Raw genomic sequence first — 17,734 nt, forward strand, 5'->3', positions numbered from 1 at the left:
TTTTAGCAATCCAACCTCATGCCAACGATCAACCAACTCGTCCGAAAACGACGCAAAACCAAACGCAGACAAAGTAAGTCGCCCGTTCTGGAGAAGTGCCCCCAAAAGCAAGGGGTGTGTTTGCAAGTACGGACGATGACCCCCAAGAAGCCGAACTCGGCACTGCGAAAGATCTCGCGGGTCAAGTTGAGCAACGGAAAAGAGGTCACCGTCTACATTCCTGGCGAAGGCCACAACCTACAAGAACACTCGATCGTTCTTGTTCGTGGTGGACGGATTCGTGACCTTCCTGGTGTTCGCTATCAGGTCGTTCGCGGAAGCCGTGACGCATTGGGTGTTGAAGGCCGTAAGCGTTCACGCAGCCGTTACGGGGCGAAGAAGTAATCGCCGCCCGCGTTCGTTTACGAATCGCATTCACAGTTATCTCCGACACAACGCAAACGTATAGAAAAGATCTGAAATGGGACGGATCACTGCAAGTAAGAAGCAGATGAAAGGCGACCCGCGACACGGTTCGCTGCTGGCAAGCAAGTTCATCAACTGCCTAATGTTGGACGGCAAAAAGACCGTCGCGCAAAAGGTGTTTTATGACGCCTTGGAAGACCTTTCCAAGCGAGATGGTACCGACGGCCAAGAGCCCATCGAGATCTTCGAACAAGCCATCGAGAACATCAAGCCATACATCGAAGTTCGCAGCAAGCGAGTCGGTGGTGCGAGTTACCAGGTTCCGATGCAAGTGAACCGAGCTCGTCAACAGAGCTTGGCGATTCGCTGGGTGTTGGAAGCTGTCCGCAGCAAGAAAGGTCGCCCAATGCACCTGAAGTTGGCTGACGAACTGATGGCTGGCTTCAAGAAAGAAGGTGTTGCCTACACCAAACGCGAAAACACACACCGTATGGCTGAAGCCAACAAGGCGTTCTCGCACTTCGCATGGTGATCGGGCCCAACAGCCACGAACACCCACACGACGATACAAACTGGAAACCGCGACTTCGGCACGCAAACGCCGATGTCGCGGTTTTTTTGATCCGCTCCCCAACATAAATTATCGCAATTGGCTGCGTCGGTCTCGGGCGGCGCACCGATCAAGACATTCCCCATCTACCGTTCTTTGACTTGCACCCATGTCCGCTGACATTACCAAACTGCGAAACATCGGAATCATCGCCCACATTGATGCCGGTAAAACAACTGTCACCGAACGGATGTTGTTCCTTAGCGGTGCCAAGCACCGTGTGGGCCGAGTGGATCACGGGACGACCGATACCGATGACGATCCCGAAGAACAGGAACGCGGCATCACGATCTTTAGTGCCTGTGTGAAATACAACTGGGAGAAGTACAACATCAACCTGTTGGATACCCCAGGTCACGTGGACTTCACCGCCGAAGTCGAGCGGTGCCTGCGAGTGCTCGATGGTGCGGTAGTAGTCTTTTCGGCACGCGAAGGTGTCGAAGCGCAGAGTGAAACTGTTTGGCGACAAGCGGATCGCTACAACGTTCCTCGGATCGTCTTTATCAACAAGATGGATCGCGAAGGGGCGAACTTCGATTCGGTCTTTAGCGACATCGAACCAAGACTCGGTGGACGTCCGGTCGCGATTGAGCTGCCCGTTGGGCAAGGTCCGTCACATGTCAACGATCCGTTTCGCGGTGTGATCGACTTGGTCGAAATGAAGGCATTGCAATTCGATCCAGAAACGGAAGGCAAGTCGGTCACTGAAACCGAGATCCCCGAAGAGCTGATGGACGATGCGCTGCTATGGCGCGAGCAGCTGCTGGAGACGGTTTGCGAAATCGACGAAGACGCGATGGCGTTGGTGATGGAGGACAAGGAAATTCCTGTCGATGTCATCCGATCCGCACTACGCAAAGGATGTATCGAGCAAACCATCCAACCGGTTCTTTGCGGTTCCGCACTTCACGGGATTGGCGTTCAGCCGCTGATGACAGCGGTCGGACACTACTTGCCAAGTCCACTCGACCGACCGCCTGTCGAAGGTGTCGATCCCAAGAAGACTGACAAGACATTGGCTCGCAAGCCGGATTCAAACGAACCTTTCAGCGCGTTGGTGTTTAAGATTCTGCCAGCTAAGACTGGCGATAACTACTGGATCCGGATTTACAGTGGCACGCTGAAGCAAAACTCGCGGGTTTATTGCCCGAACCGCGACAAGAAAGAAAACGTCGCGCAGTTATGGCAGATCCATGCGTCGAAGAAAGAACGCGATGGCCAAGTTGAATCGCTGGGTGCAGGTGACATCTGCTGTTTGATTGGGCCACGTTTCGCGATCACAGGCGATACGCTTTGTGACACCAAAGACAATATCGAACTTCCGAGCATCAAGTTTGCTGACACGGTGTTGTCGATGGCAATCGAGCCGGAGAACACCGGTGATCGAAAGAAGCTTGAGGAAACGTTAGAGATGCTGCGTCGGCAGGATCCGACCTTCAAAGCGGTCGACAATGAGGAGCTTGGCCAAACGTTGATTAGCGGAATGGGTGAATTGCACCTCGAAGTGATTCAGCACCGTTTGACCCGTGACTTTGGATTGAACGTCAAGTTCTATAAGCCACGTGTGAACTACCGCGAAACGATCGGCGGAAAAGCAGACGTGACCGGGATGTGCAATCGTCAAATCGGATCGTCGCAGATGTTTGCGAGACTGAAGGTGCGCGTTCAGCCCACGGACGATCCGTCTTCGCCGCCGTTGGTTTTCGATCGCTTGCCACCGGACTGCCCACTGCCGAACGATGTGCGTACGGCCGCGATTCAAGAACTGAGAGATCGCGCCGAAGGTGGTGGTGTCCTTGCCGGGTTCCCACTGTCAGGGATTCGTATCGAAGCATATGACGCAGAAGTGCATGAGGAAGGCAGTGACGAAATCGCATTCCGAATCGCAGCGGGTGATGCTTTTGACAAAGCCCTTCATGACGCCGGGCCAGTGTTGCTTGAACCGGTGATGAAAGTCGAAGTCACCACACCCGAAGATTACATGGGTGAATTGGTCGGCGACTTGCAGCAGCGACGTGCACTGATTTCTGCGACCGAAAGTCGTGGTGCGATGACCGTGATTACTGCGCACGCACCGCTGAAGGAGTTGTTTGGCTATTCCAGCGCGGTTCGAAGTCTAAGCCAAGGTCGCGCCGGCAGCAGTATGGAACCACTCGGTTATCAGCCCGCTCCGAAAGAAGACCTGGAAGCGTTTCAGTACTAGTGCTTCGTTCGATATGAAAATACGGGTTCGGGTCATCAGTCGACGGGCGTTAGTCCCAGTTACTGCACTAAAACCGTGGCTAATGCGATACGGCTAATCCTAAAATCGAGTTGGAACGAAGCACTGGCAGCCTGTTCGTTTTCCGTTGTCGCTTTTCACTCCGTGAAGATCGCGTTGTTTTCAGTCGACTACGTTTTGTCACACTGGTCAGCGGAGTAGAGAGTGACTTTTTGATGCCCCTCGATGCGATCGTGCTGAATCGAACTGAAATGAATGACTTGATGATGGTCATCGCAGAGACGACACCTTGGTCGGCTACCGGTGTCGCGATCGTTGCAGTGCTGCTGGTATTGGCCAGTATTGTGAGTTGGCTGACTAACCTAATAACCCTGCCGGGAAATTGGCTTTGTGTCTTGATGCTCGGGGGATACGTCTGGGTCGGCCCGCAAGAGGGTCGGCCAGCGATCGGTGTCGTGACATTGATCGTCACTTTCGCGATCGCCTTCATTGGCGAAGTGATCGAGTTCTTCGCTTCAGCAGCTGGTGCGAAGAAAGCTGGCGCCAGCACAAAGTCGACGGTCTACTCAATCGTCGGATCAATTCTGGGTGCAATCATCGGCGGAATCGTCGGAGTGCCAGTGCCTATCATCGGACAGGCGATCGCTGCGATAGTCTTTGGAGGAATCGGAGCGGCGGCCGGAGCGATGTACGGAGAATGGACTGATGGACGAAAGTGGACCGAAAATTGGACCGTAGGCAAGGCTGCGTTTGTCGGCAAGCTGTTTGGGACGCTCGGCAAGTTCAGCATCGGATCGTTGATCATCGTTGCCGAGCTGGTTGCGTTGGCTGTTTGATCCCCTCTGTAGGGCTGTTTTTGGTGCGTGGCATCTCCGCAAACTTGTGATGGCGAATAAGAAATGGATTTTTTCGCATTTGTTTGCGGGTTGGGCGGCGGATAGTCCTCCCTTGTGTTGCTCCTCTTACTCGGAACCAGAAAATCCGAGTGAGAAGAGATATGTCTTATCTATCAGCCACCTTAGATCTTCCACGGATTGCTGACTTCGTTGCCCCATTCATGTTCATGTCACAAGACAAGAGCGGAGTGATCACGACGGTTAGCGATTCAGCATCCGACATTTTGGGGTACGATCCCTCCGAATTGTCAGGCAAACCGCTCAGTCTGTTGCTGGCCCCCAACAGTCATTTGAACGAGACGCTGACCTTTCTTGGGAACAACGACACCAGTCACGTTTTGCTGTGTGTGCGATGTGCCAATCAGGAGTCTCGTATCCTGTCTCAGCAACGTCAGCGTGTTGTTGTTGACGGCGAGGTTAGGTTTCACAGCGTTGTAGTCGACGTGACCGATGAAGTTCGGCAGTATCAAACAATGGTCGCGCGATTGGAGATTCTGGAATCGATTAATCGATCGCTCAGTGAACAAGAGCACCAAGTAGCCGAGCGGATCGTCGCGGGCATGTTGAATCGCCAAATCGCAGACGAGTTAAAAGTTTCCGAGCGAACAGTCGACCGTCGGCGGGCCTCATTGATGGACCACTATGGTGTCGACTCCGCGGCGGAGTTGGTGTCCCAATTGGCGGAGCATTCGTTGCTTCGGTCGCTTCTACAGAGCATCGGTCAATCCAATTGGCGACGAGCGGTCAACGCGAACAAGGTCAACCCAAATCTGCTTTCACGAAGTGCCTAACTGCTGCCTTCGAAAGGGGAATCGATTCGTCGATGATCGCATGCAAAGGCGTGCGATCCGGTTGGATTCGGTGTCTTAACGGTCGAACCGCTCGACCGACGACTCCATGCGATCGGTCCCCTGCACTGCTGTTTTTCGTGCATCGCCTTCTTCGTTCGCCTTTGATCTATGGCAATTCTGGACGCGCAGCGGAGCGATCTGGATTCGCATACCTCTCGACGTCAGTTTACGGTACAACACAGGCGTGGGCGGATTGGCGACTCTGAAGGTCATCGAGAGATGACTGATGCGGCAGTGTTTGTCCGGTCACCACCCGTCTGAATCGTTTCCAAGCTCTGATCAGTACCACCAAGCTAGCTGTCTACCAATGTCCAATGCTTTTGAGCCGCAATTCACCGGCACAATCTATGACGACGAGATCAAGCAGAATAGGAAGAGCAAAGGGTGCTTGATCGGTTGTCTTGCCGCCGCAGGCGCGTGCGTTTTGATGATCGCCTGTGCGGGATTCGGCGTTTACAAATTTGCTTCCGGTGCGATCAACACTTACACATCGACGGAGCCAATGGAATTGGAGTCGGTCGAATACAGCGAAGAGCAAATGGCGGAGCTGAACGAGCGAGTCGAAACATTCCGCGAAAAGCTGAACGCCGGTGAGACGCCCGATGAGGAGTTGGTGCTGACGGCAGACGACATCAACGCATGGATTTCGGACGACGAACGACTGCGCGACAGGATCTTTGTTCGTATCGAAGACGATCAAGTCAAAGGCGATGTGAGTATGCCACTCGACTGGATGCCGCTGGGTGAAGGTCGCTTCTTCAATGGCTCTGGAACGTTTGATGTTTCGATGGAAGGCGGCGTCTTGATCGTCACGATGCAAGAAGCAACGGTCAACGGCGAGCCCGTCCCCGAGCCAGTGATGGAAGGTTTTCGAAAGGAGAACCTGGCAAAGGATATGTATGAAAAACAGGAGAACGCTGAGTTCATGCGGAAGTTTGAAGACATTCGCATCGAAGACGGCAAGTTCATCTTGCGAGTCAAACGTACCGAAGCCGATTCGACACAGGAGACCTCGGAATCAGAAGAATTGCCAACCGAGGATTTGCCTGCAGGATCAACGCCGACAGCGGATGATACCGAAGCGGCGCCACCAGCCCCGACGGAATCTGCGCCAGTGGAATCTACACCGGCGGAAGCCGCCTAAAGGACACCTTCAAATAACGCCGAACCGATGCGAACCATTGTTGCACCGGCAGCGATGGCTTCGCGGTAATCACCGCTCATTCCCATCGACAATTCCGGCAGCGGTGCACCGAGTTCGTTTTCCAGGTTGTCACGTAGTTCAGCGACAGCAGTGAATTGCTTCGTTGCCTCCTCGCCTTCGGTCCCCCAACCTGCCATTGCCATCAGTCCACAGACGCGGATTGATGACCAGGCTTTCAACGATGCCAACCGTTTAGTCTCTTCGGGTGACAGGCCGGTTTTGTTGTCATCGCCACTGATGTTGACTTCCAATAGCACATCGGTGACCAGATCCTGACGCTCTGATTCCTCGTCGATCGCGAGCAGCAATCGTTCGCTATCGACCGAGTGAATCAATGGTTGGTGCTTTAGCAAGCGACGAAGTTTATTCGTCTGGACATGACCTATCATGTGCCAGCGAAAGTCTTGCGGCACGACAAGAGTCTCTGCCTTTTGCCAGAGCACCTGCGGTCGATTCTCACCAAGGTCCAAGCAACCGACATCAACAAGGCACTGCGTTGTGGGCGCATCGACATACTTGGTGACGCCGACAAGTCGGACGGTGTCGGTTGCACGGTCGGCATCCAATTCGGCTTGGCGAATTTGTTCGGTAACCGTTCGGAAGTTGTTGCGTATCAGATCGATCGTATTCACTGGTGGTCTTCATTCCCTTCGACAATGATTAGCTGTTCCCAGCTTTGATCGTGTGCGTGAAATCGGGCGGCAAAGAAATCCGTAATCATCTGCTTTCCAAAAAAGCTTCGCGGCCCGCCTTCGTGCAGTGACCGATAAAGAATCCATTGTGATGTTCCAGACTGGATTCGATAAGCCGCGGCCGTCGACCGAGGCAGCACGTAAAGTTGTTCGCCGACAGTCAGTTGCCGCCACGTGCGACGGGATTTGAAACGTTTACGTGACAAGTCGATCCACAGTGGCGAGAACAACTGCCCGGTTCCGTGATCGGAAAGTAGCAGATTGCCTTCGTTGGTGATGGCAAGCTTTTGATCGCTTCGCGCTTCGCGCCATTCATCTGCCGCTAGGGGCAGGACCAAAGCCTGCGACGTTTCGTGATTCAAAAACGTCTCGTTCAGCTCAGAATCCGCGACGCATTCGATTCCATCGAATACCGGGAAGCGGGCGTAGTACTCGATCTTCTTTTGTGCTTTGGATGCATCGCTCAAGTAGTCTTCTTGGATCACCGCATCAGCGATAAAGAAACAGCGGTCATCACGAATCAGTCCGACCTGTCGCTGGACTGAAAAGCCGTTTTCATAGGGCTGTTCGAATTCGAGATAGTGAACATCATCGTCGGTGTATTCGCAGGTCAGTTCCCAGTTGCCGGTGGGCAGGTTGGCACGGCCATCGACGATGACTTCACATTCCAGATTACCGCTGATCAGGGCTGACTTGCCGGTTGACAATTCGATCTGGAAATCCTCGTCTTTGTAGTTCACCAAGACGCGCCCGCGTCGGCTATCCCATTCGGGCAGCATGCATGCCAGCTTTGCACCTTCGTGATGCATGAGCGGTTCTGGGAATTCGCTGATCCATGACAAGCGTCGCTTAGTGGAAGGTCGACCGAGCAAACTGTTCAGCGCCGGAGCAAACAGTTCGGGCTTCATTTCGGTAGCGGACTTTAGCAAGCCACTGGACCCCAGATCTGCTTTTTGTGATGCGCGTCCACCGCGACTGAATCCGGCGGTGCCGTCACCGCGAGTCAACGCGAGCATCCAGAACGTCAGCTCTTTGCCGATTTCGTCGAGTGTTTTCTGGATTCGCTGAATCTGTTTTAGCAGCCGTTTCTTTTTACTTGCCGTCGTTTCCGCTAGATGATCCAGCCAAGCTTGGCATCGTAGAATCGAAGCAACTTGCAATCGCAGTTCACCCGGGTGTTCCAACGCAATGCGGATGCACGTTTCCGGTTCGCGCGACCAGTCGCTGATCCAAGCGATGGCCGCATCGAGCATTCGACGACAAGACGGCAAGGGTTGCAGCAGTATCGATAGCGTCAATCCGATTTCCGCAACTGCGATTGCCGAAGCCGGGTGTGTGGTGTTCTGTCGATCCCAATGTTCTCGATATCCCTGGATGGTGCCGAGCAGGTCCCACCACCGCGATTCGTCTAGATGGCGGAGCAAACCCGGCAGCGCGGCGGCGACCATTGTCATGATGGTCGCTTGCCGTAATTCGTTTCCCCGCTCCGTTGCCAACTGGTTGATGTCGGCCAGCATGCGGTTGAGATCAATGTCTGCAAACCGGTGGCCGCCAACCGCAGCATCACAAGCAACACGCGAGAAAAAGTCGATGGATAAATCGTCGTCACCAGGCTGATTATCCGCCATGGACAGTCCCCAGCGATACAGTTCGCCGGACTTGGCTGCTTTGCCGAAAACTGTTTTTGCGGAGGTTGCACGACAGTGCTGCAGGACTTGTTTTTTTAATGCAGTCCATTGTGGTGAAAGGGGCGAGACGTCGGGCCAAGGCTGACGGTCTGGCGAACTCGCGGTTACTGAGTCGCTTTCAACTGCAGCGCCCGATGGCGTCGAACTCGGTGTTTGCGTCTCCGTGTTCGAATCAAGTTTGGGCTGGTCGTTGGCGGTTTCGACTTTTTCGGGCAACTGGCCTGGCATTGGACTGTGTCGACTCAAATTAGGGGCTCTCAATCCGAGCAAAATTCCCCGCTGCTTCTGCCGATTGTGCTCTTTGGTATCCAACCTGCAGGCGATACGCTACGAACACTTGAGGGCTGATGATCGCAATCAACATAATGAAACGGCGGAGAGACCCATTCGCCCGATTCTGATTGCCCAAGTTACCTAGTCTCGATCAGTCTTGCACCTCCCCAAATTGAACATTGCCGCGGCCTGCGATCGAGTGCTCGTGCCGACGTCAACTGAAAAGAGGTTTTGTTGTGATTGCCATCCGAACGTTGTTTTCCGTCGTCATCTTGATCGGATTTTTCGCCAGCGGCTGCAGCCGGAATGACTCGGCGAAAGACTTAAAGGCAAACTCGACTGCTCAAAGCGAGACTTCCCAAGAGACGCAGTCGGAGCAGCAACCTGCTATGGAAGTTGTGAAACCGGAATCCAGCAGCGAGACCGATACGGAGAACCCTGTCGCAACAGTTGAGAAAACGACAGCGCCCGCCCCGGTCAAAACTGCGGAAAGCGGAACCGATTCAGATGAACCTACGGAAAGCGAAACTGCTGGCGTCGAAATGTCGCTCAACAGCGCGACGGGGGAATCAGTCGAAGCGGGGGATTCGGCTGAAAATGCAAATCAAACCGAGACGACTGGAAAGGCTTTGCCACAACCCGCGATGAACGAAGCCGAATCAGAAACGAGCGAACCGACAACCGGTTGGACTCGTGGCCCTTCACCAGAAGACATTGCCGAGAAAGCGTTTTTGCCACCCCCTGGAGCAACGTCGCTAAGCAAAGAAGGCCGTTTGTGGATCGATCCAAAGCAAAAGCGAGTTTACATCGATGGCTATGTCGCGATGACGCGTGGCCCGTTGGAGATGTTTGCGTGTCCGGTCGGGACTAAGGAACACGAATCGATCGTCGCAGCTTTAAGTCGCTCGCGCGATGTTCATGCGGCGTTGCTGGCTGTTGAGGCCAGTCCAGGAACACCTGTTCGGTTTCGTCCAGAGTTTGTGCCGCCGACCGGCCAAGTCATCCGCGTTTGGGTTTGCTGGTACGATGCCGATGGGGCATTCAAGACAGCCGACGCACGCGAGTGGATTCACGACTTGGATACCAACGCCTCGATGAAGACTGAATGGGTTTTTGCCGGCAGCGGCTTCTGGCAAGATCCGGAAGACAAGCGGGAATACTATGAAGCTGACGCGGGCGACATGATTTGCGTTTCGAACTTTTCCAGTGCGATGCTGGACGTCGCTATTAGCAGCAGCGCCGATGCTGACTCGCTACGTTTCGAACCATTCGAAGCAAAGATCCCAGCACGGGATACTCCGGTGCGGATGGTTCTCGTTCCCGTGCCCAATCCCAGTGACGACGCTGATCCAAATGCGGAAACGCCGGATCAAGTTCGGCCGACGGCTGACGATGTTCCTCGATCGCCTGACGCATCGAAAAGCGAAGACGAAGGCGATAACTCTTAAGTCGCTTGGATCGCCGTAGATGATCAAGCCCTGACCGGTCTGACCCAGACCGGTCGAACGCTAGCGTGACCAGTGGCGTGACCGGTGGTGGTGTATTGAATGCTGACCGCGATTGGCGGTGGACCTGCCGTTCTGTGAAGCCAAACTTTCATCAGGCGATAACGTTGATTCAATCAGAACGATCGATGCAGTCCGTCTGAGTCCGACTCCCCAAGCGGACTATTGTTGGCCGGTTTCTAAAAGCCGTTTGCTGACGAAAAGTGCAACCTAGGGTTTTCCGTCACGATTGCTCAAGTTGGCAATCGATGGCCTAGCAGCCATGAAGGACGACATCCCTTTGCAGCTACGGAAGTTGCTCGACGGATGTCGTCGCTATCGATCGGGGAGATCTTCGTTGCATCATTCATTTGTACGTCCCGCTGACTCCGACTCTAGTGATGAAACACTGCATGTGTTTCGCGACATGGAGGTGGATCAACCCAGCAAAACTCGTATCCTTGTCGCGGATGAAAGTTCGGTCATTCGCAAGCTTCTGCGACTTTCGCTAGACGGTGATGACTATGAAGTCGTCGAGGCGGAGGACGGCATCAGCGCATTCCAAGTCGCAACGACGAAACCGTTTCCCGACATCATTTTGCTCGACTCGAGCATCGACGGAGAGATCGACGGAATCGAAGTTTGTCGAATGCTCAAAAGCGACGAGCAGTTCCGTCATCTGCCGATCGTCATGCTGACAACCGCGGGAGTCAGCGGCGAAATGGAAGATGCGGTGTTGGCTGGTGCTGATGAACTGCTTAGCAAGCCTATCAACCTGCACGAATTGCAGGTGCGTATCGGATCGATCCATCGACTTCATCAAGCCGAAGCGGAGCTGGTCGGTCCTGAAAGCATCGCGCTGGCACTTGGCCAAGCGATCGCTAGTAAAGATGGCTACTATGGCAATCGAGTGACTGCTGATGCGCAATTGGCCGTGTCGTTCGGCCGCCTGCTTCGGATCACACCTGAAGAAATCAACACGCTTCGAGTTGCGACGATCCTGCGCAACATCGGCAAGGTCGCGATTCCTGATTCGATCCTCGCAAAAACGGACCCACTGACACCGCGTGAGCGAGCTGTCTATCTGCAGCATCCACAGATGGGATGCCAAATCTGTGCACCGTTAAAACCGCTTGCACCAGCTTTGCCGATTATTCGGCATTTCAAGGAACGGTTCGATGGATCGGGATTTCCCGATGCCCTGGCCGGTGATGAAATCCCTTTGTTGGCTCAGATCGTTGGAATCGTGGACGTTTTTAGCGAGCTGACGAATGATCGTCCGAATCGTCCGGCCGTTTCACAAAACGAAGCCCTCGAAATCCTAAAACATCGCGTCTCCCGCGGAATGCATAGTCCAGACTTAGTCGGACGATTCTGCAAAATGATTTTGGACGCATCGGAGTCGCCCGCCGGATCTCCGCTGCAAGAATCGCATGCGGACTTGAAAGCCGTCACCATCGCATCGTGAGCGTAACCACCCGACCATGACATCCGAAATCAAAAACATTCTCATCGCGGAAGACAATCCAGGATTGGCTCGGGTTCTGTCATTCAAATTCGAAAGCTATGGATTCAATCCCATCGTTTGCGACGACGGAACAAGTGCGTGGGAAGCGTTTGAGCAAACGGAAATCGCTGCGGTGGTGAGTGATCACGAGATGCCCGGCCTATCAGGCTTGGAACTGATTTCGCTCGTCCGTCAATCCAAGCCAAACGTTCCGTGCTTTTTGGTGACCGGTCGCAAACTAGAACTCGTTCGTGATCGCCGTGTGATCGAACTAGGAATCCATGAAGTCTTTGGCAAGCCATTTAGCCCTGTGGTCGTTGTCGAGACCGTCGCACAAATAATCGAAAACCCCACTGCCCCAACTGCCCCTGTTCCGCCATTCGTCGCGATTGGGATTTCGCCAGGAACAGCAAGTGCATCGATGCCAGGAGTTCACACATGAGTCAGCCCGACGCCTACACCTGCCCACCAGCGTCGATAGCCTCCGGTTCTGGGAAAGCAGCGTTGTCGCTTGACCAATCGATCGCGGCGATGCTTAGCGATCAAATTGGTTGCCACATCGAAGTGATCAAAGACAATGACTTTGGCGACGATGCGTTCTTTCAGCAACTGCGGTCACAGCCTTCGAAAGTGCATCTGCGTGATTCCAACAAGCAGATGTCTGACAACCAGATTACCACCACACAACTTGCCATCGCGTTGCCACAGGGAAGCGTCGCGTCGTGGACTTGCGATCGCGATCAAGCTGAACGAGTGGGCAAGCATGCACAAGCGGTTTTGCAACTCGCGATCGCAAAAAACGAGAACCGGCAACTGCTCTCGGAAGTCGATTCGCTTACCAATCAGGTGATGCAAGACTTCGAAGAACTGTCATTGATCCGCACCTTGGCATCCGGATTAGAATTGCCACAGACTGCCGATGAAGTTGATGAGTTTGTGATCTCATCGCTACAGCCTTTGGCTAGCGGTGTTGGTGCACAGACGATGGCAGCGGTGCTTGTTGATGGCGAACAAAAACGTCGCCCACTTTGGACCGACGCGGTATTGCTAGACGATCAGTCGCTGTGGGATTTGGTTGAAGACCTCCGTAGCGACGCTGCCATTCAACCGGTTGTCCGCAATCACGATCTCATCCGATCGAAAGATGGCAACGGTGTCGTTAAAGAATTAACCATGGTGGAATGTTCTAGCGAAGGCCGATTGCATGGATGGGTGATCGCTTGCAATCGAATCACTGACGAAACCGAGGATCTTCCTTGGGCACAGCTCGGATTCACAACGGTACAAGCATCCTTGATGGAGACGGTAACTAATCAGTTGGCATCACAGTTGAATAACATTCGGTTGCTGCGTCAAAAGGAAGAACTGTTTACCGACGTCATTCGGGCTTTGGTCAACGCCGTTGAAGCTCGTGACCCGTATACTTGCGGGCATAGTGAACGCGTCGCTTGTTTCGCAAAATGCTTGGCATCCAAAGTTGGTTTCAGCGTTGCCGAATGCGAAAGGATCTATTTAACGGGGTTGCTTCACGACGTTGGGAAGATCGCAATTCCTGATGGCGTTCTTCAAAAGCCAGCTGCGCTAAACGACGAAGAACGTGCGATTATCGAAACGCACACCGATTCGGGATGGCGAATCCTTCAAGAACTCGATGCGCTGCAAGACATTTTGCCAGGTGTTCTTTACCACCACGAAAGGTTCAATGGTGAAGGCTACCCAGACAAACTGGTTGGCGAAAACATTCCGATCGATGGACGGATCCTCGCGGTCTGTGACGCATTCGATGCAATGACAAGCGATCGTCCCTACCGGACCGGAATGTCAATTGATCGGGCGCTGCAAATTTTGGTTGGTGGGGCCGGAGAGTTCTGGGATCCACATCTGATCGAAATCTTCAAGTCCAACATTGATGAGATCGACCAAATACGCATGGATCATCGACCGCGTACGCCTGTCGCGCGGCCAACACCTGTTGATGGAAAGCCCGTCATCGGTGTCCCCGGTGTGTCGGTCGATTGCATCAACGATTCTGTTGCACCGCCGACGAGCTCGTGATTTACCGTCGCGTTCGAAAGAGCCCAGTGTGGTTGGGACGAGTTCGAATTTCCGATCAGCCGATTAGCGTTAGCCACGATTGCGTGACCGAGAACCGCCGCTAACGCGGTGCGGCTCACAAGTCTGCAGCATGTTTTTCTGATGAGCCGATGGGCGTTAGCCCCGGTTGAGTGTGCTACAACCGCCGCTAACGCGGTGCGGCTAATAAGGCTGCAGCTTGTTCTTCTGATGAGCCACGGTTTCCGATACGGCAACCGCCGCTAATGCGGAGCGATTTTTCAGTTGGAATATCGCACTACGCCGCGTTTCGGCCAAACGTTGCTGTTGATGTTCGGACGCGGCGCAACAACCCACCAAAATCACCGGGCTTTGCGATCACTTGATCAAATCCCGATTCGATGGCCCGATCTCGCAACAACGGGCTGACCTGATTGGCAATCCAAACGTTGAATGCGTTTCGAGTTTTGTGAACTTCTAGCTGTCCAAAACTCGATGGCTTGATCGCTGAATCGTCCCACCAGTATTCAGCGAAATTTTGGGTCGATACAAGCTGTTCTGGATCACAGACCAGCGTGGTGACCGGTTCATGCTCGACCATTGCCGCAAGGGCTTCACCCATGGCGTGGTCACGAGTCACGATTGCGATACTATCGGGTTGCGATGGGGTGGCTTCGACAACGCCACAATCTTGGAGGTGTTTGGGCAGCCTACTTTGCCAGTCGTGCCACCAGATCGCCTTCCCGCCTAACGTCTCGATGGGATTCGGTCGGCATCCAGCACACAATGGGCCGAGCAGCAACGTCGGTTCGATCGCTGGGTATCGTTCCAATAAAGCGTCAAAACTCACTTTGACTTGGGCGGAATCATTCTCGCGGCAAACGAGGATGGCGTTGACGTCGCTTGCCGGTCGAGCGAGCGCATCTTCGACACCCCGTCGATATGCCAGTTGTGAGACGTTGGCATCGCAATATGCATAGCAATCTTGAAAGGCGATCGAGCGTCGATCACCGATCCATAGCAACGTTCCAATAGAACGATCCCATTCGGGCTGAGCGGCGAAGCTTATCGTCGAAGTTTGGTGCGGCATCGGACGTCATCACTGCGGTGAAATCGAATTCAGCGAGGTAGAGACGTTGGTGTAGCACCTGCTCGCCGAGCGACGAACATGTTGGATGTTCCACCGGCACTCTCGTAGAGAGACAAGAGTTTAGGTTTGCACCGAACTGTTCTAAACCGACATCAATGTCTCGGCTTCATGCAAACATTCCCACGCTTCTTTCGAAGACGTGCACTGCCGCAAGCGATCCAAGAATGAATCGACCGAGATTAACCGGCTTATCTTGGCAAGGTTACGAAGGTGGGCCGCATCATCGTAAGAGCAGATCAGAAAAAAGATGTCCGTCATGTGTCCGGTATCCGAAAACGGAATCCGAGCAGGGCTGACCGCTAGACCAATCACCGAATCTGCCAAGATTGACGTTTGTGGACGCCGAGGGTGCATCAGTGCCACACCACAGTCGAGTGCCGTTGGGTGCATTTGTTCGCGGCTTTTGACGGCCTCGGACATTTCCGGTGCATCCCACATCAGGCCTGATTTTGCAACCAGTTCCGACATGTTGCGAATCACAGAGGAACGCGTTCGCGCGGCAAACGGAATTTCGATCGTTGCTTCGGTGCAAAGCTCGTGAATCGGACGGTCCGGCGAATGATCGGTCATTCGGTCGACAACTTTCTGAACCTTTGCCAGTTCAGCGGTATCGTCACTCGCTCCGATGCGTTCTTCCAGCCAATGATGGATCTCCGCCTCATTGAACTTCCATTGCCCGCTGACTTTGCGACCGGGAATGCGACCCCGCATCACCATCTTCTCAACTTGTGATGGAGTGATATGCAGGTATTGGGCAAGCTGGGCTAAATCGAGGTCTTCCATCTGACGTGTCGTGGTCGCTATCTCGCGGTGATTGATCGTTGCAATGATTCATGTGAACGGCCCGCTGGGTGTTTCACGGTGAATCCGCCACCAGTCATCATGTCAAAGGGTATGAATGTGGCAATGTGATTGTTTTCAGATTCTATCCGGATTTTCTAAAGTTTCACTGCCCAATAGCTCTCTCGCTATTGACCGCCAATCCGATGGCAAGCTATTTCCGACGGGAAAAGAGCCGATTGTCACTCGAAAACGACAATCCAGATCCCTGCTCTTTGAAGAACCCGGTTTGCAAAAAACTCAGTCTGCAGAACACAGACTGTTTCCACTAACACTTTGCTGTTGGCAATCGTCGCTTGAACGCCTCCACCAATCTCCGCCCCGTTTTAAAGCTTGCGCTCCGTATCACGCGGTGCGTTGTGCTATTGATCTTGGTCAACGGAATGGCCGGAGATTCATTTTCGTGGGGGCAAGGCGGAAGCTCGCTGGACGTGCCTCAAACGCGTTTGGCTCCTTTAGGGGCGCCAATGCCTTCACAAGGGACGATGCTTCCGCAGGGTGCGGTTCCACAATCAGTACCCGGTTCAAACTTTTCAACCAATTCGACGTTGGGTGCCCCGCAAGGTTACTCGTCCGTGCCGATGGGATCATTTGATCCTTATTCCGGCCCACCGTCGGCAGGCTATGTCCAACCATCACCTTATACAGCCGCGCCGCCGACGGGAATGTTCGCGCCGGCTACACCATCGCTCGGCAGCGGTCCCGCGTATGGCGGACTGGCATCGCAGCCACCGCCGGTTCTGTCCAATCCCTTCGGCGGATCTCCGGTCGCAATCCCATCAAGTGGCTATGCGGGGCCAATGTTTGGTGGAGGATACAGTGGTGGAGCCTATGGCGGGACTTACATGGATCCCGCGCTGAGCGCACCTGGTTATGGTCCAACGGCTTATCCCTCATCATCGCCTTCGACTTTGTTTCCCGGTGGGATCATGCGAAGGCCCGGTTCGCTTTTGCCTCCCATCGATCCGTTTCGACTGATCCAGCGCGTCCGAATGCGGCACACGTTCTTGGCGGATCCTGGTGATAGCTCTGACATCAACACCACCGATATCGCCTTTGCGTTTGCCTTTCCACAATTTTTGTGGTCCAGCCAGCCGCTGTTTGTCGCACCGTCGTTCTCTTGGCATCAGCCACACGAGTACGATCTGTATGACGCGTTTGTTGACTTGGCTTGGCAATCCGACCCAAATCAAATCGCCGGTGCGGAGTTGCAATTTGGTGTCGGTGTCTTTTCAGAGTTTGGAGTCTACGACACTTCGAGCCTTCGCTTTCGTGGGCGAGGTCTAGGCGTCTTTCGATTGACGCCAGCGACGACCTTCAAGCTTGGCGTGCATTACTACGATCGACAAGATGTCAAAATCTTGCCCGCCGGTGGTCTGTTCTGGCAGCCCAATCCGTTTACCAAAATTGACCTCTATTTCCCACAGCCTCGCATCTCGAAATTCTTGGCAACGCTGGGGACGCAAGACGTCTGGTGGTATCTGACCGGTGAGTATGGTGAAGGCTCTTGGACCCGTCGAGTTTCCGGATTGAATCGCCAAATGGGGCGTAGTGATATCGCCGGTAGCGAGCGTCAAGCCGACATCAATGACATGCGATTAATCTTCGGTTTGGAGCTTGGCCGCAGCGATTTGATTCGCGCCGGTCGTCGCACTTGGTTTGCCGAAGTCGGCTACGTTTTCAATCGCGAAATCTTCGTCAACGAACGAATCCACACCGACCTCGATGATACCTGGATGGTTCGACTGGGCGTGGGCTATTAGGTCCGCGGCGGTTTGTGACGACGCGGTGGTGGTTGGTTGCCGGATTGAGACCGTGATGCGATCTTGGGCCATTTGATCGCTGACCTCGCGAAGGTTGG

General features: G+C 53.9%; 15 protein-coding genes. 11 read left to right on the forward strand and 4 right to left on the reverse strand.

Annotation, left to right across the window (positions count from 1 at the left end; translation table 11 throughout):
• Positions 1-18 precede the first annotated feature (18 nt).
• The 6 genes from rpsL to LOC67_RS05645 all read left to right on the forward strand — a co-directional run bounded on the left by rpsL (position 19) and on the right by LOC67_RS05645 (position 6,127).
• Positions 19-384, forward strand: a complete 366-nt coding sequence (rpsL, locus tag LOC67_RS05620) for a 30S ribosomal protein S12 (protein WP_149496243.1) — start codon at positions 19-21, stop codon at positions 382-384.
• A gap of 76 nt (positions 385-460) precedes the next feature.
• Positions 461-937 carry a 30S ribosomal protein S7 gene (gene rpsG / locus LOC67_RS05625; RefSeq protein WP_230261523.1) on the forward strand — a complete coding sequence of 159 codons (477 nt, stop codon included), beginning with the start codon at positions 461-463 and terminating at the stop codon, positions 935-937.
• A gap of 187 nt (positions 938-1,124) precedes the next feature.
• Complete coding sequence (gene fusA, locus LOC67_RS05630; protein ID WP_230261524.1) at positions 1,125-3,218, forward strand: elongation factor G; 2,094 nt, start codon at positions 1,125-1,127, stop codon at positions 3,216-3,218.
• A gap of 110 nt (positions 3,219-3,328) precedes the next feature.
• Positions 3,329-4,072, forward strand: coding sequence for a DUF456 domain-containing protein (locus LOC67_RS05635; RefSeq protein WP_230261525.1), 744 nt, complete (start codon positions 3,329-3,331; stop codon positions 4,070-4,072).
• Between the two features lie 161 nt (positions 4,073-4,233).
• Positions 4,234-4,923 (forward strand): LuxR C-terminal-related transcriptional regulator, encoded by a 690-nt coding sequence (locus LOC67_RS05640; protein ID WP_230261526.1) that lies wholly within the window; start codon positions 4,234-4,236, stop codon positions 4,921-4,923.
• A gap of 367 nt (positions 4,924-5,290) precedes the next feature.
• Entirely contained in the window at positions 5,291-6,127 is an 837-nt protein-coding gene (locus tag LOC67_RS05645; protein WP_230261527.1) for a hypothetical protein, read from the forward strand.
• Here LOC67_RS05645 and LOC67_RS05650 read toward each other — a convergent pair.
• Together LOC67_RS05650 and LOC67_RS05655 are read right to left on the reverse strand one after the other, a co-directional pair.
• Positions 6,124-6,819 carry a YggS family pyridoxal phosphate-dependent enzyme gene (locus LOC67_RS05650; protein WP_230261528.1) on the reverse strand — a complete coding sequence of 232 codons (696 nt, stop codon included), beginning with the start codon at positions 6,817-6,819 and terminating at the stop codon, positions 6,124-6,126. The two genes, LOC67_RS05645 and LOC67_RS05650, sit on opposite strands and share 4 nt — an antisense overlap.
• Positions 6,816-8,795, reverse strand: a complete 1,980-nt coding sequence (locus LOC67_RS05655; protein WP_230261529.1) for a hypothetical protein — start codon at positions 8,793-8,795, stop codon at positions 6,816-6,818. The genes LOC67_RS05650 and LOC67_RS05655 overlap by 4 nt, the downstream gene beginning before the upstream one ends.
• Positions 8,796-9,076: 281 nt before the next feature.
• Here LOC67_RS05655 and LOC67_RS05660 point away from each other — a divergent pair, with 281 nt between their 5' ends.
• From LOC67_RS05660 to LOC67_RS05675, 4 genes are all read left to right on the forward strand, one after another.
• The gene (locus tag LOC67_RS05660) at positions 9,077-10,288 is read left to right on the forward strand and encodes a YdjY domain-containing protein (protein WP_230261530.1); all 1,212 of its coding nucleotides are present in this window, start codon (positions 9,077-9,079) and stop codon (positions 10,286-10,288) included.
• Positions 10,289-10,607: 319 nt separating this feature from the next.
• Positions 10,608-11,792 (forward strand): HD-GYP domain-containing protein, encoded by a 1,185-nt coding sequence (locus LOC67_RS05665; RefSeq protein ID WP_230261531.1) that lies wholly within the window; start codon positions 10,608-10,610, stop codon positions 11,790-11,792.
• Positions 11,793-11,808: 16 nt separating this feature from the next.
• Positions 11,809-12,273, forward strand: a complete 465-nt coding sequence (locus LOC67_RS05670; protein ID WP_230261532.1) for a response regulator — start codon at positions 11,809-11,811, stop codon at positions 12,271-12,273.
• A complete protein-coding gene (locus LOC67_RS05675; protein ID WP_230261533.1) occupies positions 12,270-13,886 on the forward strand; it encodes an HD-GYP domain-containing protein in 1,617 nt (538 codons plus the stop codon). Before LOC67_RS05670 ends, LOC67_RS05675 begins: the two co-directional genes overlap by 4 nt.
• Positions 13,887-14,181: 295 nt before the next feature.
• On the opposite strand, the gene LOC67_RS05680 is transcribed toward LOC67_RS05675, so the two are convergent.
• Positions 14,182-14,973, reverse strand: a complete 792-nt coding sequence (locus tag LOC67_RS05680; protein ID WP_230261534.1) for a hypothetical protein — start codon at positions 14,971-14,973, stop codon at positions 14,182-14,184.
• 141 nt (positions 14,974-15,114) lie between these two features.
• Positions 15,115-15,816, reverse strand: a complete 702-nt coding sequence (locus tag LOC67_RS05685; protein ID WP_230261535.1) for a PTS sugar transporter subunit IIA — start codon at positions 15,814-15,816, stop codon at positions 15,115-15,117.
• Between the two features lie 353 nt (positions 15,817-16,169).
• On the opposite strand from LOC67_RS05685, the gene LOC67_RS05690 reads away from it, so the two are divergent.
• Positions 16,170-17,636, forward strand: a complete 1,467-nt coding sequence (locus LOC67_RS05690) for a hypothetical protein (protein ID WP_230261536.1) — start codon at positions 16,170-16,172, stop codon at positions 17,634-17,636.
• The last annotated feature ends 98 nt before the right edge of the window (positions 17,637-17,734 follow it).

Origin of the sequence: Stieleria sp. JC731, assembly GCF_020966635.1 — a bacterium.
Lineage (GTDB): Bacteria > Planctomycetota > Planctomycetia > Pirellulales > Pirellulaceae > Stieleria.

Excerpts from the sequence above, each read along its gene's own strand:
- LOC67_RS05645 (WP_230261527.1), top strand. The coding sequence starts at position 5,291 with ATGTCCAATGCTTTTGAGCCGCAATTCACCGGCACAATCTATGACGAC.
- LOC67_RS05675 (WP_230261533.1), top strand. The coding sequence starts at position 12,270 with ATGAGTCAGCCCGACGCCTACACCTGCCCACCAGCGTCGATAGCCTCC.
- rpsG (WP_230261523.1), top strand. The coding sequence starts at position 461 with ATGGGACGGATCACTGCAAGTAAGAAGCAGATGAAAGGCGACCCGCGA.
- LOC67_RS05680 (WP_230261534.1), bottom strand. The coding sequence starts at position 14,973 with ATGCCGCACCAAACTTCGACGATAAGCTTCGCCGCTCAGCCCGAATGG.
- rpsL (WP_149496243.1), top strand. The coding sequence starts at position 19 with ATGCCAACGATCAACCAACTCGTCCGAAAACGACGCAAAACCAAACGC.
- LOC67_RS05655 (WP_230261529.1), bottom strand. The coding sequence starts at position 8,795 with ATGCCAGGCCAGTTGCCCGAAAAAGTCGAAACCGCCAACGACCAGCCC.
- LOC67_RS05665 (WP_230261531.1), top strand. The coding sequence starts at position 10,608 with ATGAAGGACGACATCCCTTTGCAGCTACGGAAGTTGCTCGACGGATGT.
- LOC67_RS05685 (WP_230261535.1), bottom strand. The coding sequence starts at position 15,816 with ATGGAAGACCTCGATTTAGCCCAGCTTGCCCAATACCTGCATATCACT.
- fusA (WP_230261524.1), top strand. The coding sequence starts at position 1,125 with ATGTCCGCTGACATTACCAAACTGCGAAACATCGGAATCATCGCCCAC.
- LOC67_RS05640 (WP_230261526.1), top strand. The coding sequence starts at position 4,234 with ATGTCTTATCTATCAGCCACCTTAGATCTTCCACGGATTGCTGACTTC.
- LOC67_RS05670 (WP_230261532.1), top strand. The coding sequence starts at position 11,809 with ATGACATCCGAAATCAAAAACATTCTCATCGCGGAAGACAATCCAGGA.